The sequence below is a fragment of the Acinetobacter sp. AR_0276 genome (assembly GCF_003000705.1).
Classification (GTDB): Bacteria; Pseudomonadota; Gammaproteobacteria; order Pseudomonadales; family Moraxellaceae; genus Acinetobacter; species Acinetobacter nosocomialis.
Window position 1 is genome coordinate 3676417 of record NZ_PSQO01000004.1, and the last position, 22095, is coordinate 3698511.

Genomic DNA, 22095 nt, shown 5'->3' on the forward strand with positions numbered 1-22095 from the left:
TGAGCTATAAGAATAGATCAACATGTGTTTTTAGGACAAAAAAGTGGAAGAAAATGCCAAAGACTTTGAAATAGGTTTTTTGGACGGTTACAACTGTTAAGCAAATAGTATTTCTTTAACTATATAGATATATAGAAAAAGGAAATATGACTATGAATGCACCAGTGAATGTTCAGCAAGAACTTATGCCAGTGCCAGCGTCTATGCGTGAGATAGATCGTAAGCGCTATTTATGGATGATTAGTCCGGCTCTACCTGTAATTGGTTTAGGTATTTTAGCCGGATACCATTTTGGTCCACGCCCATTAAAGAAAGTATTTGCTTTAGGTGGTCCACTTTTATTACATGTTGTGATTCCTGCAATTGATACAATTATTGGTAAAGATGCGCGTAATCCAACTGATGAAGAAATTAAACTTCTTGAGAAAGATCCATATTATTCGCGTTTAGTGAAAAGCTTTATTCCATTGCAATATGCGGCAAATATTTATGCATGTTATTTAACAAGCCGTAAAGATACTTCATTTATTGACAAAATTTTGCTTGGTATTTCGATGGGTGCCATTAATGGTATTGCAATTAATACAGCCCATGAACTAAGCCATAAACATGATCGTATCGACCATATTTTATCTCATCTTGCTTTAGTACCTACTGGTTATAACCATTTCCGTATTGAGCATCCATATGGCCATCATAAGCGTGCAGCTACGCCTGAAGATCCGGCATCTTCACGTATGGGTGAAACATTCTATGAGTTTTGGCCACGTACAGTTGTTGGTTCTTTTAAGTCTGCAATTGAAATTGAGAAAAATCGTTTAAAACGTAAAGGTAAAGAGTTTTGGTCACTCGATAACGAATTACTGCAAGGCTGGGGTATGAGTGCTGCTTTCCATGCTTCTATGGTAGGAATTTTTGGTAAAGGTACGATTCCTTATTTAGCAACACAAGCATTTTACGGGATTAGTCTCTTCGAAATTATTAACTATATTGAACATTATGGCTTATTGCGCCAGAAAAAAGAAAATGGTCAATATGAACGTACAATGCCAGAGCATAGCTGGAATAATAACAATGTAGTGACCAACTTATTCTTATATCAGTTACAGCGTCACTCAGATCATCATGCTTATCCAACTCGTCCATTCCAAGCATTACGTCATTTTGATGAAGCACCCGAGCTACCAAGTGGTTATGCAAGTATGTTGCTACCAGCATTAATTCCTTCATTATGGTTTAAAATGATGGATAAGCGCGTATTTGATCCCTACAAAGGTGATTTAAATAAAGCGAATATTTCACCAAAACGTCGTGCAAAAATCTTCAAAAAATTTGGTGTAGTCGATAAGTCATTAAAAACAACACAAGCCGAATAATTAAAAATATATTCCTGAAATACCAAACCCTCTAGTCATGTGGTTAGAGGGTTTTATTTTTGCTAATAAGTCACAGTGCTAAGAAGCAAGGAAGTAAAAAAACTCCCTTGCAATATCTTTATTTTAGTTCACTTGAAGATTTTCCAAGCTCACGACGAGCAATAATAAGTTGCTGGATTTGTTGAGTACCTTCAAAAATATCAAGAATTTTTGAATCACGTGCCCACTTTTCAAGTAGTTCATCTTCGTTATAGCCAACACTTGCTGCTAATTCGACACACTTCAAAGTGATTTCGTTGCCTACACGACCTGCTTTTGCTTTAGCGATGGAAGCTTCTTTGGAGTTTGGTTTTTTGTTGTCTGCCATCCATGTGGCTTTCAACATAAGTAACCGTGCAGCTTCCCATTCGGCTTCCATTCGGTAAATTTGCGCAGCAAGGTTGGAAGTTTGCAAATATGGAGTCGAGTAATTGGGATCTAATTGGTCTTTAAAAATTTCTTTAATACGTTCTAAAGAAGCTTTGGCACAGCCAATTGCCATTGCGGCAACTAATGGTCGTGTATTGTCAAAAGTTTCCATTACACCGGCAAAACCTTTTGCAACATCAATTTCAGGATTACCAAGCAAGTTTTCAGCCGGAACACGACAGTCAGTAAAACTAATAACGGCTGTATCAGAAGCTTTGATACCTAACTTATGTTCAAGTCGTTCAACTTTCATTCCGGGAGTACCTTTAGGCACTACAAATGATTTGATGGCTGCACGTCCAAGTTTTCGGTCAAGTGTAGCCCATACGACCACCGAGTCCGCACGTTCACCAGAAGTTACGAAAATCTTTTCACCATTTAAAATATAGTCATTGCCATCTTTAGTTGCCGTAGTACGGATCGCAGCAGAGTCAGAACCACAGCCTGGTTCAGTAATCGCCATAGCTGCCCATGTTCCTTTAAAACGTTCTAGTTGCTCATCATTTGCGACCGCGGCAATTGCAGAGTTTCCTAAACCTTGACGTGGCATACTGAGTAATAGCCCAGTATCGCCATAGCACATTTCAATGATGCCTAACGCTGTTGACATGTTAGTTCCGTTACGGACACCTTCATTATCAGATTCACCACGTTTTCCTGCACCGGCAGCACCTGCATTAATTCCTTCACCACCTTCATTCATGCCATCAATGAGTGAAGCGAGCATATCGAGTTCTTTCGGATAAGCATGTTCTGCTTTATCGTATTTACGGGAAATAGGGCGTAATACATTGATCGCAACATCATGTGCTTGATCAATCATCATTTTGAATTTTTTTGGATTTTGTAAATTCATGAAAATATCCTCTGATTGATCTTAAGCATGTAAGCCAGAATGTAAAATTGCGGTTGCACGTAAATCACGATACCAACGTTCAACAGGGTGTTCTTTTGTGAAACCATGACCACCTAAAATTTGTACGCCATCTGTTCCTATTTTCATTGATTTTTCTGCGCAAAGAATACGAGCTAAATATGCTTCACGGTGGAATGGCTTACCTGCTTCGGCAAGGCTTGCGGCATTTAGAATCAGCATGCGCATAGCATCAATTTCAATTGCCATATCTGCAATCATGAATGCGACACTTTGACGATGTGAAATTGGTTCTCCGAAAGCAGTTCGCTCATTGGCATATTTAATACAATAGGCTTTTACCGCTTCACATGTTCCTACAGCCATTGCACACCACATAAGATTGCCTAAATCTAGAAAGGCGGTGTAATCAAAATCTGTTGTGCCTAATCGTAGAGCAGGTGTATGGCTGAATTTTAAAGTAGCTGTCTCTGTTGCTTTGAGACCCATAGCTGGGGTACTTTTAATGGAAATGGTATCGCCCGCTTGTACTACAAACACATCCGGCTTGCCATTAAAATCTGCACTCACCAAGAACACATCAGCTAAATCACCTAAAATGACTAAGGTTTTTTCACCTTCTATAAAATATTGATTATTTTCAAGAGAAGCTTTTGTTTTTAAGATATATGGGTTAAATGCCGGAGTAGCTTCTTGTACAGCGAAAGTGGCGGTAATGTCTGAGTCTTCTGCAAAGCAAGGTAAATACATTGACTGAACTTCAGTAGAACCCCAACGTGTAATAGCATTAATAACGCTAAACGTACTCAAAAGTCCTGCTGTAAGACTAAAATCACCTTCAGCTAGTTTTTCAGCAATCAATAGGTTACTTACAATATTTTGTTCAGCGGCGACACCACCTAGTGCTTCTGGAAGAGCATAATAATTTAGTCCTAAATCTTCTACATATTGCCAAAGGCTTTCTGGAAATTGACCTGCCTGATCAGCATCATGAGCTAATCCTAATAAAACTTCTTGAGCAAATTGAGACATTGCATCTGAAGTCATTTGTTGTTCTTCAGTGAGGCTTAAGTCAAATAGGTTTTTCTTCTGTTGAGGTAGACGCTGTTGGGGGATTTGCTTAGGTTTAAATGCTTTCTGAGTCTGACTTAATGCTCTAAATCCAGCTTTTGAACCTTGATAAAGAGACTTTTCAAGAAATTTACGTAGTTTGAGTTGATCAAGTACATCGCTTCCAGCTAATTTCGTGATCAGCGATAAACCCAACCCTTGGGCTTTATTGATCATATTTGTCATGATTGTGGTGTCCTAACACATTGTTATTGTTTTATGCTGACACGCTGTATAAGAAAAAACTATGTCGTTGCTGACATTCAAAAAATGAGCAGATAAATGGTAAAAGCAAAATAAGTTTTAATACATTTTATTGATTTTATAAAAGAAAAAATTTTTTTTAAAAGAACTATTTTGTTTGGATTGACTAGAATGACACGGAATCATTCTAGTCTTAATAATATTAAGCAAAATTACGAATCATACGTCGTACATTGGTTTTGGCATCAATCACAGTCATAAATGTATATGCGCCAATAAACTTACGGCTAATAAACATAAATTCTTTTGGAGGAACCGAGAAATATCGAGACGCCATTGATTTGCTTGCTTGCTGCATAACACGACTATGTAACTGGCTCTTTTTCCAGTCATAACGTTCATGTTCATCCATTAGGCCCACTGGCATATCTGGATTATTTGCAGGGGTACTGAATGCTTCTGTCGCAAGTAAAAAGACATCGGCCATGCCGGGTTTAATACTTTCAGGCATTGCATCGAAAAACTCATATCCAGTCATTGCTTGGACCATCGCATGTTTATCATGCTGATAACCCGCTTGTATAAGATTACGCGCAACTGAGAGTAAATGTTCATCGAACTGACGGATCGCACCAAAGTCTAGTAGTACAATTTTATCCTGAATATCTTGGCCATTACCTAAACGAACAAGGTAATTACCAAAGTTAGGATCAGTTTGCATTTCACCCCATTCAAAAATCTCACGAACTGCAATCTCTAGTGAAGCTTCACCGAGCTGATTACGTCGTTCTTGAGGAAGGGAAAGCATGACTGGACTATTAATTGGCACGCCACGTTCAAAGGTCATGCATAAGACTTGATCGGTACAGTATTCATCTACAATTGTAGGGACGATATAGCGCTCATCATCCTTTAAACGCTCAGCAAAGCGACGTGTTGTGGCTGCCTCTACGTGATAATTGACTTCACGATGCATCATTTCACGTACTTCATCAAACCATTGATCAAACTCACGAGTTTGAGGAACCATACGTGTAAGCTTAAGCATGTTTTTAAACAGGCTCATATCCGAGTCAATTGCATTCGCAACACCAGGGTATTGAATTTTTAAAACTAACTCTAAACCGTCTGATTTACGTGTTGCGCGATGAACTTGTGCCAGAGAAGCCGTACCGATAGGCTCATGATCAATTGTTAAATCATTTAACTTGGAACCTAGCTGTTCTTGTAAATGAGGTTTAATTGCTGGCCAGTCTAAAGCAACGGTCTGGTTATTTAGGGTATTTAAAGCTTGAGTAATTTCTTCTGGTAAAAAATGTTCACCATAAAGCGCCATCATTTGGCCAATCTTGACAATAGAACCTTTAAGTTTGCCAATTTCAGAGACAAGATAATTAGCTTGTTCGCTCATTGCCTTTTTACGTTTCTTCTCTTTTTCTTCTTCACTAGAAAAGAGGGAAGAGGCACTTGCAGTAGCCCAACGTGTTCCTGCCAGTAAAGAAGCTTTCGCGATTGATAAGCGTCGATCCATGGAAGAAGTTTTTAAACTCTTAAGCTTATCGTTCTGATTTGACATGAAAATAGAATCCTATGCGCATCATGCAGCCAAACGCTGGTGATCTAAAATTGTAACGAATATTACATGTTTTGAACGTATTAAAATAGTTCCCTCAGACTGAATGGTGAGTTGAAAGTCTCATTTGGGATTTTAATTTTCTAAAAATAGCCTAAGCATTAATAAGAAAATCAAAATATCCGCCATTCAGAAAAAATAAACTACTATAAAACGCCGTATCAGATACTAACCGGCAAATTACATTTTAAACTGAATTTTCAATTCAGCCTTTTGCATTAAGTGCATACGATTAGCTTGAATATGCTGAATAACCATTTGCTTGACGGAATCATGCATAAAACCAAGTGCATGAGCCTTTACAATAACGATGCTAGGCAGTGTATAGAAAAAGTACTTAACATCATCAAAAGTCGCATTATTAAAAATGCCTTGTTCGATTAAGGTCTGCTGTAAAAATTGCTTTTCATTTAATACATGATCTGAAGCCTCATCCCAAAAACGGTGACGCATTGCCATCAGATTATTGTGTTTGTAACTCATAAATTCGCCAGTTCAGACTTTAAATCTCAACTAAATATATTGGAGTCATCTACCCAATATCAAGTTTAGATTGTTTTTTGTTCGATGTTCGTTTGATTTTTCATGTAAAGGATGTAAATAGCCTAAGTAAATTTTAAACTTTTTTTAAAATAAATATAATCAAGCTCATTTCATTAAAATCTAAAATCCTATGACTCCTGCATGTAGATTGTTAAAAAGTAACAAAATCGAATTTTCTATCCATGAGTACGAACATGACGCAAATGCTAAAAGTTTTGGTTTGGAAGCCGCAGAAAAGTTAAACCTTGATGTAAACGAGGTATTTAAAACACTTCTTGTTACCGATGAGAAAAATTATTTTGTTGCGGTCATACCAGTTAACTATCAACTCAATTTGAAAAAGGTAGCTACAGCATTTGGGTGTAAAAAATTGCAGATGGCAAATCCCAAAGATGCCGAACGTTTGACAGGGTACTTAGTGGGTGGAATTAGTCCATTAGGTCAAAAGAAACGCTTAAAGACAGTGATTGATGCCTCTGCACAAGAGTTAAGCAAAATTTATGTAAGTGGTGGTAAAAGAGGATTAGATATTGGTTTAAATCCTAAAGACTTGGCACACATATTAACGGCGCAATTTGTAGATGTACTTGATTGATTAAAAAAAGGGCATAGCAAGTTGACACACTAAATGAAAATGATTATCATTATTATGTATTGTTTGGTTCTGCCAGAAAATAACAAAAATTATATGAGTTTCTGGTATTGGTAGACCTGCAAGACATAATAAAAAATGCAGGTTTGTTAGCAGTAAATGGACCTAAGAAAAACAAACATGATCAGCGCATAAAAAGAAGAAGCAAAGGTAGCAAGCGAGGAAGGCTTGCTACCTTTGTACTTAAACTCAGTTTCAGAATTATCTATATTGTTCAACCTTTTTGAGTATTTAACTCTTCTCAGTAACAGATTTCTTATATTTATGATTAAAAAATAACCACTAATGTTTCATTTATTATCATCCTGCCTTTTTAAGCAATTTTTTGTATACCCTGAATAAAACATGATCAAAAAAAGAGGTAAAAACGTGCTTATTTTTCATGGAAAACCTGTTCATGGAGCTATCTTTGATATGGATGGGACAATGTTTGATACTGAACGGTTACGGTTTCAAACATTGCAACAGGCATCTCAAGAACTCATTGGACAGGAGTTTTCACACGAATATTTAATGCAATGTTTGGGGTTAAGCGCGACAACGGCGGAAAAGCTTGCACAACGTTTATACGGAGTAGATGTTCCATATAAGGAAATTCGAAAACGTGCCGATGAGATGGAACTAGAACATATTCGAAAACACGGTGTGCCTATTAAAAAAGGTCTGGTTCAAGTTCTAGAGCGTTTAAGAAAATCGGGTCTAAGAATGGCTGTGGCTACATCAAGCCGTAGAGCAATTGCCGAAGAATATTTAATTAATGCGAATGTTTATAAATTTTTTGATGTCATTACTTGTGGAGATGAAGTAGAACAAGGGAAGCCACATCCAGAAATTTTTCTCAAAGCGGCTAGTCAACTTCATTTAGACGCCAACCAATGTTTAATGTTTGAAGATTCAGAAAATGGTTTAACCTCGGCTCACACCTCAAAAGGTTTAACAATTTTATTAAAAGATATTAAAGAACCTAATGATGAAATGCTGGAAAAAGCGCATTTTTATTATGACCAGATGTATGATTTTTTAACTGATCTCGACCAATTTATTCCTGTTATGGATATGCCAGAGATACAGGAACCTTTTCCGCAAAGTCTGAATCAGCTTACTGTTGGAATACATGGTTTCGGTGCTATTGGTGGTGGTTATATAGCACAGATCTTGTCGCATTGGGATGGTTATACGAAACCAAAACGTATTATTGCGTCAACACGAAATAGTCTTTTCCGCGAAGCTGTAAATGCGTTTGGTACCTATAGTATTCGCTATGGGCAATTTTCTTATGATGAACGTATTGAGAATATGACCATTGTTGACTCTGATAATGAACAACAAATGTTAGAGATGTACACTCATTCAAGTTTGATTGCATTATGTTTGCCCGAGCAAGCAATTGAAACTGAAGCACAGATAATCGCAAAAGGGTTATATGCACGTTTTAATTCACAACTTGAAACATGTATAGAACCGTTAACCTTTCTAATTATTTTAAATAAGGTGGGTGCGAAATATTTGGTGATGAAGCATCTTAAAGAAGCTCTACTCGAGTTAACTAACGATGAAGATGTCACCGAGCATATTTTAAAAGAGCATTATTTTTGCGATACCGTAGTTAATCGTATGGTTTCAAAACTTTCTAATCAGAATTTATATCGTCAACTTCGTATTAAGCATAATTTTCTTGAACAGCATTTAGAAGATGTTGAACAAGAAGACCAAATCGAAATTGAAGACTGTAATAAACTGACTCAAGATCAGCAAAATCAGGCTTCTATCTATGTTGATAATATGCGCCGTAATTTTCAGCCGGGACATATCTTACAAAGCATGGATTTAATCTTGTTCCATAGTGAAACAGATATGCCAATTTATGTAGAAAAAGGCAGCCCTTTGCTTGAAAAGTTGCGTCAGGTGGTGTTGGTTGACCAAATTACTGACATTCAACTCATTAAAAACCGTTTATGGAATGGTGTACATGCGATGCTTGCTTGGTATGCATCTTTAATGGGTTATGAATCTATTGGTGTTGCCATGGGTGATCATTCAGTTAAAGCATTTGCAGAAAACTTAATTGCAGAAGTGAAGCAGGGACTTGCAATTGTATTACCTAACTATGCAAAAGATCTGGATCGAATGTCACAAAGTTTTCTAGACTCATGTGAATATGCATTTAAAGATCCTTGTCAACGCGTAGCTAGAGATCCACTACGCAAACTCAATCACAATGAACGTGTTATAGCATCAATTGCAGTGAATATTCGTCATGATTTACCTTATAAAAATTTATTAAAAGGTGCTGCTTTAGGTTATGCCTATGCGATTCAATTTTTAGAAATTGAAGAGACTAAAGCAGTTGAACATCTGCAACAGCAAATTCAGAATTTAGAATTGAATACAAATCAAAGAAGACAGCTTGAAGTTGAGTTGGTTCAACTTATTCAATATTTATTTTCTGAACAAGGTAAACAACCTTTGGACATTAAGTTGAACAATGCCAAAACTACACTCACTTAATATGTTTAAATGTGCTTAATGAATTAACCTCAACAATTGAAAGGCAAACATGTTTTAATACGAAATTTGAATGATTTTGAATTAAAACTGTGCTGTTAAAACCCTCCACACTCATGGTGCCGACGTCTATGCGGGATTATCCCGAATGGCACCTTGGGCGTCAAAATTACGCTTTATGGTATCTAGAAATTAATGATCAGAAATTAGTTCATTATCTAGATCAATTGCGTGCGCATTTTTCAGAATTTCTAATAGAGCCTAATCACCGTCAATATCATGTCACGCTGTTTATATGCGGTTTCTTGACTCATGAAACTAAAGTTGATGATGACTTTTGTTTTAGTGAGTTTGTGCAGCAAAGGGAAATTTTAAGAAAAGAAGATATTGCACCATTTCAATTAAAAATTGGTTCGGTTGATAGCTTTAGTAGTGCTTTATTTGTAGAAATTCAGGATAAAGAAAATATCTTATCTTTCATACGTCAAAAATTAGGCTCAATTTCTAATGAAATTGCCGCTTTAGATTACTATCCGCACATTACATTGGGTTTGTATAAAAAAGACTATAGTAGTGATTTGATTTTACAAAAAATTTCTCAATTACCTGTACAATACGATCAGGCTGAATTTGATCTTAAAGTTGAGCATTTAACCTTTGGTTATTATGAGGCTCAAATTTTACAAGGGCAGCTGTATCCGTATCAGCATTTGTTTTTAGGTGAGCCATGTTGCAATTGATTTTAGGTGGTGCTCGTTCTGGTAAAAGCCGACTGGCTGAACAAACGGCCATATCTATGCAATTAGCTGTCACTTATGTGGCGACGGCGCAAGCGCTAGATCCAGAAATGCAAAGCCGGATTGCCCATCATCAAAATCATCGTCCTGCTCACTGGTCTTTGGTTGAAGAACCATTATTTTTAGCAAAAACTCTGCAAGAAATTGATAGACCTAACCAAATTATTCTGGTGGATTGTTTAACACTTTGGCTAACCAATTTGTTACTTTTAGAAGACAAAAACGTTCAACAATTTGAGTGTGAACAGCTGTTAAAAGTTTTACCTATACTCCAGTCAGAAATTATTTTAGTAAGTAATGAAACGGGTTTAGGCGTTGTGCCACTCGGTGAGATAAGCCGCCGTTTTGTCGACGAAGCAGGAAGGCTACATCAAGCCTTAGGGCAAATTGCAGATAAGGTTGTGTTTTGTGTGGCGGGTTTTCCAATGATTTTAAAAGGTGAGAAATAAAAATGAACTGGTGGTTAGAATCTGTACAGAAACCTAATCTGGACGCAAAACAACAAGCGGAGCAACATCAACTCCAGCTTACCAAACCTACAGGTGCCTTAGGTGATTTAGAGCAGATTGCAATTACACTTGCTAGTTTACAGTCAAATGCACATCCACAAGTTAACCATCCCTGGATTACAATTTTTGCAGGTGATCATGGTGTAGTTGAAGAAAATATCTCTGCATACCCTCAAGCTGTTACCCGTCAAATGTTGCAAAACTTCACAACTGGTGGTGCGGCAATTAGTGTTATTGCTAAATATCATCAAGCCCATTTACAAGTCATTGACTGTGGCACAGTAGGTGAACCATACCAATATGCAGGTGTTGAACGTCACTGTATTCGTGCCGGCACAGCAAATTTTGCCAAACAAGCTGCAATGAGTACTGACGAATGCCGTGCTGCCTTAGAGTTAGGGAAAAAAAGTGTAGATACTGCTAAAGCGAATGGCGCAGATATTTATATTGCGGGTGAAATGGGTATTGGAAATACCTGTTCAGCTTCTGCGTTAGCCTGTCTTTTACTAAATGATACGGCTGAGCAATTAACGGGAGTTGGTACAGGAATTGGTGCCGATCAGTTAAGACATAAAATTGAAGTAATTGAAAAGGCAATTGAACTTCACCATAAACATGTCATTGGTGATGTCTTTAAAACACTATGTGCTGTAGGTGGTTTGGAAATTGCGGCAATTACAGGTGCTTATATTCGCTGTGCGCAAGTGGGTTTACCTGTGATTGTGGATGGTTTTATTAGTTCTGTAGCCGCTTTATGTGCGGTACGAATGAACCCTAAAGTACGTGACTGGATGTTATTTGGTCATCAATCGGCTGAGTATGGACACCTACGTATTTTACAAGAACTTAATGCTGACCCGATTTTGAAGATGAACTTGCGTTTAGGCGAAGGTAGTGGGGCTGGTACTGCCTTGGCATTAGTTAAAATGGCATGTGTCTTACATAACCAAATGGCTACCTTTGCTCAAGCTGCTGTAAGCGGGGATAAAATTGGGTAAATTTAGGATCGATTTGCTCAGACATGGTGAAAGTCAGTATAGCCATACTTTACGTGGGCATTTAGATGATGAGTTAACAGCAAAAGGTTGGCAGCAAATGCAGTCAACCATTGAGCAAGTCACAGACCAGTCATGGGATATTATTGTAAGTTCCTCATTAAAACGATGTGCTTGTTTTGCTGAGGAACTTTCCAAAACAGCAGAACTCCCTTTACTTATAAATCATGACTTAAAAGAAATGTATTTTGGGGAGTGGGAAGGTATCTCAACTCAGCAAATTTATGAAACTTCACCTGAATTACTTGCAAACTTTTGGCAAAAACCAAGTCAATATTGTCCACCTCGCGCTGAAACATTAAACCAGTTTCAAAAAAGGATTCTGAAAGGCTTGCAGGATTTGCTTACGCATATGCAAAAACATAATTTACAGCATGCGTTAGTTGTTACTCATGGGGGGGTGATTAAGCTATTGGCTTGTTTAGCCGAGCAGCAACCTTTAGATGACTTACTTAAAATGTCGGCAGAGCTTGGGAAATTATATTCTTTTGAATTTTCTGAAGCAGATGGTCAATTAACTTTTATGTTGAGATAGATGAATTTTATATTTTTATACACTTGTAAGTTATTATTTTTATAAAGATATTTTAAACTATGTAATAGAACTGTCATTACTAAAAATTAAGCTATTGGCATTTATTAATTAATTACTTATTTGGCTTATGAATATTTTATTTAAAACTAGTGTGCTTGCAGCCTCATTATTGCTCGTGGCTTGTAATAATAATGATGATCAAGAAGTTCAAACTCCACCATCTACAAATTCATCAAAATATTATCAAACCAAAACACCTTATCAACCACAGCAAGATCTAAAAAATTATGAGCAAGCTCCAAATGGGTTCCAGCCAGTTTTTACAGAATTGGTTGCGCGACACGGTTCGAGAGGACTATCAAGTCTTAAATATGATTTAGCACTTTATAATTTATGGAAACAGGCGAAAACAGAAAATGCTTTAACGCCTTTGGGTGAGCAATTAGGTGCTGACTTGGAAGCCATGATGAAAGCCAATATTTTATTGGGCTATGGGGTTGAAGGTATTCGCCAATACGGTTATGGAAATGAAACCATGACCGGTATTTTAGAACACCGCGGGATTGCCGATCGCCTATTACAGCGCTTGCCAACACTTGTAAACTCTCAAGCATCTATATTGGTACAAAGTTCTGGGGTAGATCGTGCGGTGGATAGTGCTAAATTCTTCACTGCTGAACTGATAAAACAACAGCCTCAGCTGAAAGATAAAATTGTTCCTGTGTCTTATACCAATTTATCGAGTTCAAGTGTTCCTAGTCTTGTAGACGGGGGTGTTGATCGTTTTAAACTTTATTTTCATAGTCTAAATGCGACTGAAGATTTAACTCAACCACTTAGTGCTAGCCAACAAAAAATTTATGATGCTAGTCAGGCCTATCAAGATTTCGAAGCAAACAATAAAGATTTAGCCCAAAAGTTGAGTGAGTTATCGAAGAATACTCAAGCAGAAAAAATTGCCCAGTCCGTACTCACTCCGATTTTTAAAGCAGACTTTATTAAAAAACTTGGTACGACAGGTTATAGTTTTAGCAATAATGGGTCTTTTACAGTAACTTCACCAAAAGGTGAGCAAATTACAGAAAAAGGTAAGGGTAAAAATACCATTGCTAGTGCAGTAGATGCTGCGGCTTATGTTTATGAGCTTTATTCAATTTCTGGTGGTATGAAAGATGAGTTAAAAGGTGTTGATTTTGATAAATATATGCCTTTGGAAGCCGCAAAATTTTATGCTGAATTTAATGATGCCAATGATTTTTATGAAAAAGGTCCAAGTTTCACAGAGTCGAACCAAGTTACAAGTGAAATTGCTCAAGGACTCAAACAAGATTTATTCCAACAAGTTGATGCTGTTGTAAATAAAGCTCAACCATATAAAGCAGTTTTACGTTTTGCCCATGCTGAAATTATTATTCCTCTGGCAACTAGCTTGGATTTGCATAATATGATGCAGCCTTTACCACTACGCCAGACTTATAACTATTCAACAAGTACATGGCGTGGTGAAATAGTTTCACCTATGGCAGCCAACATACAGTGGGATGTTTATCAAAATAGTCAAGGCTCGACTTTAGTGAAGATGCTTTATAACGAAAAAGAGACTTTATTTAAATCTGCGTGTAACTATGCGCGTTACACACCAACTAGTTTTTACTACGACTACATCAAATTAAAGCAGTGCTATCAAATACAGTAGTTTTTCACAGTTTTTGAAGTGTTTAATGGGAATAGGGATTGCTATTCCCATTTTTATTTCCTCATAATTCAGTTTGTTTTTATATATAGATCAGTTAGAGAGTGGGATATGACACCTTTTTGGATTGCATTGCAATTTTTAACTGTTCTACCTATTGAGTTAAAGACTACACCAACGGCGCAACAAAATGGTCGGGCTATTTTGTTTTATCCACTGGTTGGGCTGATTATTGGTGGCATACTTTTTCTTGTTGCCTGTCTTTTAGCCAAATTACCCGTTGTTTTACTTGCCGCAATTATACTTACTTTATGGATTTGGCTGACTGGGGGATTGCATCTAGATGGACTGGCCGACACAGCTGACGCTTGGGTAGGTGGCTTTGGGGATAAACAACGTACTTTACAAATCATGAAAGATCCGAGCTGCGGCCCAATTGGAGTGCTGAGCTTAGTTATCATTTGTTTGCTCAAGTTTGCTTTGGTCTTTGTATTGATTGATCAACATCAAACGCTATTCTTAGTATTTGTTCCTGCACTTGGACGTGTGGTGCCATCTATTTTGTTTTTAACTACACCATATGTTCGCGAAAAAGGCTTAGGTCGTTCTTTGACAGACCATTTGCCTAAAACTGTTTCATGGATAGTAGCTGCATTAATTTTACTGTTACCTTTGTATTGGGAATGGCAAGGGCTGATAGCGGTAATTGGTTTTTTAATAAGCCTGATTTATTTAAGATATCTGTTTATAAAACGAATTGATGGCATTACGGGAGATACCGTGGGCGCTACAATTGAAATTAGTGAAACCGTTCTGCTTTTTACTTTTGTCTTAAGTTGTTTTTATTTATAGTTAAATTAATCGTTTGTGGCCAACTGTGACCACAAACTTAAATTTACTTAATTACCAAAATGATAGCGTAGACCTATTAAATATGTACGTGGAGCTGCCGGTGTATAGCTCACTTCATTATTACTAAAAGAAGTGCTTTCAGCATAATGTGTATCTGCCACATTTAAAATCTGACCATATATTTCATAGGCCTTTTTACGATAGTTTGCACGCAGGTTGAGTACCGTATGACCATCATATTTTTGAGTATTGGCGTCATTAATCCAATATGAACCTACATATACACCTTCTGCTGAGAGTAATAATTCGGGGATTGGCTTAATTTGATATTCAAGCGTACCAAAAGTTTTTGGTGCGCTCGGCATATCATTTCCACTGTAATCAATAGTAGCTGACGGCTGGAATTGTTCATAATGATGACGAGCCCAGCTACCTGAAATTTTCAATTTTTGGTCAAGCTGATCGGAAATTTGCCAAGTTCCACCGACTTCAATACCTTCATGAAGAGTTTTACCTGCATTACGTGGTTCACGGGTATTATCGGGTTTAGTATAACTAATTACTTCATCTTCGCCATTTAAACGATAAAGCGTAATTTCACCATCCAATCGGTCATTGAATGTTTTAAAACGGATACCTGCATCAATATTGGTAAAAGTTGCTTCAGTTAAATTCGGCGTAACTAAATTTGCGCCGTAAAGGCTACTGACCTCTGGTGGAACAAAGCCTTGTGACCAGTTTGTATAGAAGTCGATTTGAGGAGTAATATTCCAAATTGCTCCTAATTTTGGACTAGCCTTATGAAAATTTCTTGTTTCATCCGGAGCGCCAGTAACATTAGAAGGAGTTAAATTATTTTGATAGTCATAACGAATCCAGTCATAACGTGTGCCGCCGACTAAGTTTAAGTTAGGCAAAGCTTGCCAATTCACTTGAGCATAGATCGCTTCATTATCAACGTCGACATCAAAATCACGTAAAAGCTTTCGCTGTTTAAAACTCGTATAAATACGTGTAACAGGATCTCGAAAAACTTCAATATCATTAGTTCTGCCCTGAGTCGGTGAGTGCTCAGCCATACTACCCACGACTAACTTGAATTGGCCTAAAGTTGCTGAGTGTTGTAGGTTGACTCCATAGGACTGAAAACTATTATAAGTGGTTTGCCCGCTGTAAGTTCCTGTTGCAACTCCATCTTTCTTGTCAGTTTTTATGTTATAGCTTGGATTTTGCTCAGTTGTATTATCCCGATAATATAAAGTGATTTGACTTTGCTGTTGATCATTCCAGTCATGACTTAGTTGGGAGGATATACGTGTTGCATCTACTTCCCGGTAAGTAAATGTCTGATAGCTATAGCCAGGCCGTTGGCTATAATCTTCAGTATTTAAGCTACCTGTCATATCTGCATATAAGTGGTTATAGGTAAATATATTTTTCAGTTTAGTTGAATCAGAAATTTGCCAGTCATGACGTACTGTAATGCTTTGTTTATCTGCTTCGGCATGATCTTGCCAGCTATCACCACGATCACTGGCATAGGCAGAAACTCTTAACCCATGGGCGCCAGTACGAGTATCAAAGGTATCAGAAGCTCCCACGTCAACACGGCGATAACCTTCACTACTTGCGCTCAGACCAATATCTGCTGTTGGTGTGGCACTCGGCGCCTTGGTTAAAAAGTTGAGGGTTCCGCCAATTGCATTACTTCCATAAACACTACTTGCTGGTCCACGTAAAATTTCAATATTGTCTACACCCGCCATATTCATCTCATACAGGGCATTATGGTTAAACACACCTACAGGTCGAATTGAAAGGCCATCTTCTAGATATTGATAAACAGCAGCAGTAGTCATGGGCTGGCGTATAGACATCATGTGCTGTTCATTACCAAGATCATTCATCAAGACTCCTGGTGTTTGGTTTACAAGTTGTCCAATAAAAGTGGCATGTTTATTCTCTATTTGCTCACTATTGATTTGGCTAATTGCAGCTGGAGTTTTATTCAGTATTTCACCTTCGCGACTTGCCGTAACCACAATAGTCGCTAAGGTTTTTGTGTCATTGTTTGCTGGTGTTAAGTCTTCAGCAAAAACTAGAGAGCTAGATGAAGCAGTTAAGCATGCTGCGCTTAAAACAGATAAGCGAAATTTGAGGGATGACATAGAATGACCCTATAAAAAGCAATAAATTTTGAATCCCTGAAAATAGGAATGAGAAAAGTTATGGTTTTATAGAGCAGTTGGTGGGGCGTGTTTAATCGGTAAAATATAGAAAGTAACGGGAAGTTCTAGTTGTATGGTCCACGTATGGCACAGACATCGTACACGGCTAAACCAACGTAAAATTAAAACAAAAATCAAAGCAATGAGTGGAATTAAAATTGCTGCATCTAGGCCATGCGTACATAACGGGCAATGCTTCATGATTTGAGTAGCTAACGCGAAAACCTCTTGAGCATGCTTGGTATGAAATTTATTCTGAATAGATTCCATATGGTGATGAGCATGTGAAAGGTGATGCTGCTCCATATTAAAATTTTGTTGGTGGGCTGAATGCTCTAATACAACTGGTTGGCAGTGACTAGGCATAGTATACAATTCAGGTACGATGCCAATTTGCACAAGAGTAGGCAAAAAAATGTGCCATAGTAAACACAGCAAAGTGATAGCACTTAAAAGCGTGCGCCACTTCAGCAAATGTTGACGGAAACTCAGCACCATATTTTAGGCGGTCGTAGTGGAAAAACTCGTCGAAGTATAATCAAAAACGAATAGCTGTCATAGCTGAATTCCGACCAAACAAAATAAAAAAAACCCTCAAAAAAATGAGGGTTTAATCTTCAATCTTTAAAAGATGAATTAACGGTTTGGTAAAACTTCTTTTAAAGCTTCATGCATTTCAAGCAATGTCTTTTCAGTAGTTTCCCAGTCAATACAACCATCAGTTACTGACTTACCGTATTCAAGGTCGCAAAGATTTTCAGGAATATCTTGGCGGCCGCCTTTTAAATGGCTTTCGACCATAATACCTACGATAGACTTATTACCATCTAAAATTTGTTCAGTAATATTTTTAAGAACAAGCGGTTGTAAGTATGGGTCTTTATTTGAGTTTGCGTGGCTCGCATCAATCATGATTTTGTTGCTAACTTTTGCTTTTGCTAAAGCATTTTCTGCTTCTGCAACAGAGCCAGCATCGTAGTTTGGCTTACCATTACCGCCACGTAATACTACGTGTGCATAAGGATTACCATTTGTATTAATAATTGAAACCTGACCGTCTTCATTTAAGCCTAAGAAACTATGGCCATATTTAACAGACTGCATGGCATTGGTTGCGACAGTTAAACCGCCGTCTGTACCATTTTTAAAACCTACTGGTGATGATAAGCCAGAAGACATTTCACGGTGAGTTTGGCTCTCGGTTGTACGTGCACCAATAGCAGACCATGAAATTAAATCTTGGTAGTACTGTGGAGAGTTAGGGTCAAGTGCTTCAGTTGCACAAGGTAAACCTTTTTCATTTAACTCAAGCAAAAGTTTACGACCAATACGTAGACCTTTCTCAATGTTAAATGAGTCATTCATATCTGGATCGTTAATTAAGCCTTTCCAGCCAATTGTTGTACGTGGTTTTTCAAAATAAACACGCATAACTAGATATAGAGTATCTTTAACCTTTTCGCTTAATGCTTTTAAGCGGTCAGCATATTCGTGAGCAGCTTTTGGATCATGGATAGAGCAAGGACCAATAACGACAAATAAACGTTTATCTGAGCCATCTAAAATATTACGAATAGTTTCGCGGCCTTTTAGAACAGTTTGGGAAGCAACATCAGATAATGGAAGTTCTGATTTAAGCTCAGCTGGTGTTACAAGAGTTTGGATACTTTTAATGTTAACGTCGTCGATATCTGGCTTTGAAACGGAATTTGAATGTGTAGTCATTGCTGTCACTGGTTCGATCATACTAAAGGTTGTTTTGTGTACTGAATATACCATGAAATAATTATGAAAATACTACATCTCATGGCAATTCAGTTTGGAAAAATCCTATTGATTTTACTATCTTTCAGTCGAGTTGCCTGTTTTTTCAGCAACTACTGCTTGTTGTACCACAGCTGCTTTTGGTTTGGCTTTGACTGGGTGGACCATAAAGTTAACACCAAGAGCAAATAATGTAATACCCAAAATTTTACGGATTAAACGTTCCGGCATACGTGAGCTAATTAATGTGCCAATAATAATTGCCGGAATAGAACCTACCAACAACCACATAAGGAGCATAAAGTCGACGTTACCGGCACTCATATGTCCAAGACCGGCAACTAAGGTTAGTAATACTGCATGTACGACATCTGACCCAATAATTCGAATCATTGGTAAGTTCGGAAACATAATTACGAGTGCCATAATTCCAAAGGCACCAGCACCAACAGATGATAACGTTACGAATACACCTAGAATAATGCCCATAATCACAATATAGGTGCGTTTATTTTGAACAGCTAATTGCTCATTTTCAGTTTGGGTATTCTCTTTATTTCGGAATTTATTAAAGAACTTTTCAATACGAGTACGGAAAATAATAGAAACACCAGTCAAGGTCAGCATAAAGCCTAATACCATTGTTAAAACAGCTTTATAGTGTGTTGACTGACTTAAATAATGTTCCAATACCCAAGCAGTACCGAAAGACGCAGGAATACTACCCACTGCTAGCCATAAAACAATAGGCCACACGATATTGAGTTTTTTTGCGTGAACCATTGATCCACAAAACTTTGAAATTGCGGCATAAAGTAAATCGGTACCAATTGCGATATGCGGTTCAATTCTAAAAAGACCAATTAAAATTGGTGTCATTAATGACCCACCACCAACTCCTGTAATCCCTACACAGAAACCAACTAACATACCCGCTAAGATAAATTCAAAAGCACCAGACATCTTTATCGCCACTTATCACGAAACGCAGATATCTTATTCCTTTTAGAGATAAACAGTTGTCATGAATAATGATTTACTTATGCAAAAAAACGCTAAGCAATCAAAAATATGCCTATTTTGATGAAATTTTATTCAAATTCATGACTTAGATGATGATTTCAAAGCTCTTAAGGGGTTAAGCCAAAGTATGAGTAAAAAGGTAAGGGGTGTTGCAAAGATCCACCAGCTGACAAAACCAATTGAAAAACCATATTTTTTGATGAGAATAAACCCGCTCAACGCAAATAGTAAAAAGGCCAATATCCTTAACAATGGATAATATTTTTGAGCTAAAGATTTGAAATGATCAGTTGATTTCGATGAGCGATACTTTTCAGCCGATATGAATAGTAAATACATGCCTAGTAAAGTCAGGATAAACACAAAGAACATCATGAATTCACCTCAATATTTAACTTATTCAGCTTTTTTTGAATTTTTTCTACGGCTTTATGTTGAATCGGTTTAATTTTAAAAAATATGAAAAGGGCTAAGGCTGCAAATAACCAGAAAAAAATATCTATGCGTGCAAAATCCCAATAAGCGTTAAAGTTTTGGACATAATGATTTTTTAGCAAATAACTTATATTTAAGAGAGGGAGTGCTATACAAAGCAAAATGAAGATGCCAAGTTGAGTTCGCCACAAATATTGTTTTCTAGTGATGAGCGCAATAATCAAGCTTATTAGCCATACCAAGAAGAAGCTATAAATTTCATAATTGATAGTAGTTGTCGTGACTGTAAACAATCGATTTGCATATAAATAAGCAAGTGTTGCACAAGGCAAACCTATAAATGTAGCAACATTTAAACGATCAACTAAATAATGCCCAAAATGAAACTTACTATTTTTCTTTTGAAGTTGGCGTTTTAGGCTCCAAAGTAACAAGCCAGATGCAATCATTACACATCCTAAAATACCAGAGAAAAACAACCCTAAGCGAAGTAAAGGCTGAGCAAAAGTTGCCATATGTAAGCCATATACTCCAGCATAAAGTGTAGCAATAGGACTATGATTACGTGTATCACCCAAGACTTTGCCAGTTGATGCGTCTAGTGTGATTTGTGCTTGATTACGGGTAATAGAACGGTCTTCTTGCTGAATAAATGTAATTTGAGCCTGATTCGTATTTGGGTTTTTAACACTCATAGTTGCTAAAGTTTGATTTCCCCAACGTTGCTGAACTTGACTCAATAAATTCTCAATAGCTAAGTTTTGAGCAGGTTGAATCGATTGGTTCTCAGAGACCGTCTTTGTGCGAATTTCGGTAAAATATTGATATGGATTATCTGGATAGAGTTTTTGCATTCCCCAAGGAAGATATAAATAGAAGAAAATAGCCAAGCCTGTAAAAGTAATAGTCAAAAAGAAGGGCAGTGCAATAACAGATGAAACATTATGAAAATCTAACCATGAACGCTGAGACTTAAAGGTCCGTAAAGTAAAAAAGTCGCTAAAGATTTTTTTATGGGTAATAATGCCTGAGATTAAGGCAATTAACATAATAAAAGCTGCTAAAGATACAACGAGCCGTCCAATTAATATCGGAATACCAAAAAGTTGATAGTGGAAACGATAGAAGAAGTCACCACCTTCAGTTGCTGAAAGTTTTAGTTCTTGACCAGTATTTGCATCAAGTGTTGCATTTCCATAACCACCGTCTGGTTTTTCCCAATACATGGTGTTAGCAGGACTTTCTGCGGTAGCAACAGTTAAATACCAAGATTTGGCATCGGGAGCGTTTTTTTGTAAGTACTGATATGCTGTTTTAATTGCCACATCTTGTTTTATTTCGTACTGTGCAAGTGCTGGTTGCATCCACAAATTAATTTCATGGCGGTAATACGACAAACTCCCCATTAAAAAAATAGTAAATACGAGCCATCCAAAAATTAATCCAGTCCATGAATGCAGCCATGCCATAGATTGGCGTATACCTTTATGCATAACTCACCATCCGTGTCACAATAAAGAAAAGGGTAAATAGCACGATTGATAGCCCAGTCACTTTCCATAACGATTGAATGCAAAAACCTACCATCACAAAAAATACATAAAACAAAATAGAGATAAATGCTGCCAAATAAATGGCTTCAGGTTTATCTAGAGTCAAATGAAAGATACCAGTAAGCCCAAGACTTAAATAAGCCATACAGGCATAACCCATACCGAAAACGACTAAAAATCGATAGAAAACTTTTATACGATATGACATAGGGAGATTTAATGTTTTGGACATCTTTACTGGCACATAAAAAATAAAAGAAAGCCAACACCTAAAGTGGAGTTGGCT

At 37.2% G+C, this 22095-nt stretch carries 20 protein-coding genes; 9 read left to right on the plus strand and 11 right to left on the minus strand.

From position 1 onward, the window contains the following. The first annotated feature begins 152 nt into the window (after positions 1–152). Entirely contained in the window at positions 153–1376 is a 1224-nt protein-coding gene (locus tag CSB87_RS18585) for an alkane 1-monooxygenase (protein WP_004887416.1), read from the plus strand. A gap of 118 nt (positions 1377–1494) precedes the next feature. Here the strand turns inward: CSB87_RS18585 and CSB87_RS18590 are convergent, their stop codons facing one another. From CSB87_RS18590 to CSB87_RS18605, 4 genes are all read right to left on the minus strand, one after another. Continuing rightward, entirely contained in the window at positions 1495–2700 is a 1206-nt protein-coding gene (locus tag CSB87_RS18590; protein WP_004887415.1) for an acyl-CoA dehydrogenase family protein, read from the minus strand. A 21-nt stretch (positions 2701–2721) separates the two neighbouring features. Next, complete coding sequence (locus CSB87_RS18595; protein WP_171062028.1) at positions 2722–4005, minus strand: acyl-CoA dehydrogenase family protein; 1284 nt, start codon at positions 4003–4005, stop codon at positions 2722–2724. A gap of 229 nt (positions 4006–4234) precedes the next feature. Beyond that, the gene (locus CSB87_RS18600) at positions 4235–5608 is read right to left on the minus strand and encodes an ABC1 kinase family protein (RefSeq protein ID WP_004887411.1); all 1374 of its coding nucleotides are present in this window, start codon (positions 5606–5608) and stop codon (positions 4235–4237) included. A gap of 237 nt (positions 5609–5845) precedes the next feature. Beyond that, entirely contained in the window at positions 5846–6148 is a 303-nt protein-coding gene (locus tag CSB87_RS18605; protein WP_004709029.1) for a hypothetical protein, read from the minus strand. 190 nt (positions 6149–6338) lie between these two features. Between CSB87_RS18605 and ybaK the strand changes: the two genes are divergently transcribed. The 8 genes from ybaK (at position 6339) to CSB87_RS18650 (ending at position 14806) form a co-directional block, all read left to right on the plus strand. Then, entirely contained in the window at positions 6339–6803 is a 465-nt protein-coding gene (gene ybaK / locus CSB87_RS18610) for a Cys-tRNA(Pro) deacylase (RefSeq protein ID WP_004887410.1), read from the plus strand. Positions 6804–7229: 426 nt separating this feature from the next. Then, complete coding sequence (gene mtlD / locus CSB87_RS18620) at positions 7230–9368, plus strand: bifunctional mannitol-1-phosphate dehydrogenase/phosphatase (protein ID WP_004887408.1); 2139 nt, start codon at positions 7230–7232, stop codon at positions 9366–9368. Positions 9369–9481: 113 nt separating this feature from the next. Next, complete coding sequence (locus CSB87_RS18625) at positions 9482–10105, plus strand: 2'-5' RNA ligase family protein (RefSeq protein WP_004887405.1); 624 nt, start codon at positions 9482–9484, stop codon at positions 10103–10105. Next, positions 10093–10611 (plus strand): bifunctional adenosylcobinamide kinase/adenosylcobinamide-phosphate guanylyltransferase, encoded by a 519-nt coding sequence (gene cobU, locus CSB87_RS18630; protein WP_004709022.1) that lies wholly within the window; start codon positions 10093–10095, stop codon positions 10609–10611. The genes CSB87_RS18625 and cobU overlap by 13 nt, the downstream gene beginning before the upstream one ends. A 2-nt stretch (positions 10612–10613) precedes the next feature. Further along, positions 10614–11669 (plus strand): nicotinate-nucleotide--dimethylbenzimidazole phosphoribosyltransferase, encoded by a 1056-nt coding sequence (gene cobT, locus CSB87_RS18635; protein ID WP_004709021.1) that lies wholly within the window; start codon positions 10614–10616, stop codon positions 11667–11669. Continuing rightward, positions 11662–12261, plus strand: coding sequence for a histidine phosphatase family protein (locus tag CSB87_RS18640; RefSeq protein WP_006581552.1), 600 nt, complete (start codon positions 11662–11664; stop codon positions 12259–12261). Before cobT ends, CSB87_RS18640 begins: the two co-directional genes overlap by 8 nt. Positions 12262–12388: 127 nt before the next feature. After that, complete coding sequence (locus CSB87_RS18645; RefSeq protein WP_004887401.1) at positions 12389–13957, plus strand: histidine-type phosphatase; 1569 nt, start codon at positions 12389–12391, stop codon at positions 13955–13957. Between the two features lie 108 nt (positions 13958–14065). Next, positions 14066–14806 (plus strand): adenosylcobinamide-GDP ribazoletransferase, encoded by a 741-nt coding sequence (locus tag CSB87_RS18650; protein ID WP_004887400.1) that lies wholly within the window; start codon positions 14066–14068, stop codon positions 14804–14806. 47 nt (positions 14807–14853) lie between these two features. On the opposite strand, the gene CSB87_RS18655 is transcribed toward CSB87_RS18650, so the two are convergent. From CSB87_RS18655 to CSB87_RS18685, 7 genes are all read right to left on the minus strand, one after another. Continuing rightward, positions 14854–16974 carry a TonB-dependent receptor gene (locus tag CSB87_RS18655; protein ID WP_004887398.1) on the minus strand — a complete coding sequence of 707 codons (2121 nt, stop codon included), beginning with the start codon at positions 16972–16974 and terminating at the stop codon, positions 14854–14856. 66 nt (positions 16975–17040) lie between these two features. Continuing rightward, positions 17041–17532, minus strand: coding sequence for a hypothetical protein (locus tag CSB87_RS18660; RefSeq protein WP_004887396.1), 492 nt, complete (start codon positions 17530–17532; stop codon positions 17041–17043). 138 nt (positions 17533–17670) lie between these two features. After that, positions 17671–18780 carry a 3-deoxy-7-phosphoheptulonate synthase gene (locus CSB87_RS18665; protein ID WP_009504867.1) on the minus strand — a complete coding sequence of 370 codons (1110 nt, stop codon included), beginning with the start codon at positions 18778–18780 and terminating at the stop codon, positions 17671–17673. Between the two features lie 96 nt (positions 18781–18876). Next, a complete protein-coding gene (locus CSB87_RS18670; RefSeq protein WP_002049910.1) occupies positions 18877–19761 on the minus strand; it encodes a sulfite exporter TauE/SafE family protein in 885 nt (294 codons plus the stop codon). A 138-nt stretch (positions 19762–19899) separates the two neighbouring features. Continuing rightward, entirely contained in the window at positions 19900–20196 is a 297-nt protein-coding gene (locus tag CSB87_RS18675; protein ID WP_004887390.1) for a hypothetical protein, read from the minus strand. Continuing rightward, complete coding sequence (locus CSB87_RS18680; protein ID WP_004887388.1) at positions 20193–21749, minus strand: PepSY-associated TM helix domain-containing protein; 1557 nt, start codon at positions 21747–21749, stop codon at positions 20193–20195. The genes CSB87_RS18675 and CSB87_RS18680 overlap by 4 nt, the downstream gene beginning before the upstream one ends. Then, a complete protein-coding gene (locus tag CSB87_RS18685) occupies positions 21742–22041 on the minus strand; it encodes a hypothetical protein (RefSeq protein ID WP_004709000.1) in 300 nt (99 codons plus the stop codon). The genes CSB87_RS18680 and CSB87_RS18685 overlap by 8 nt, the downstream gene beginning before the upstream one ends. Between the last annotated feature and the right edge of the window lie 54 nt (positions 22042–22095).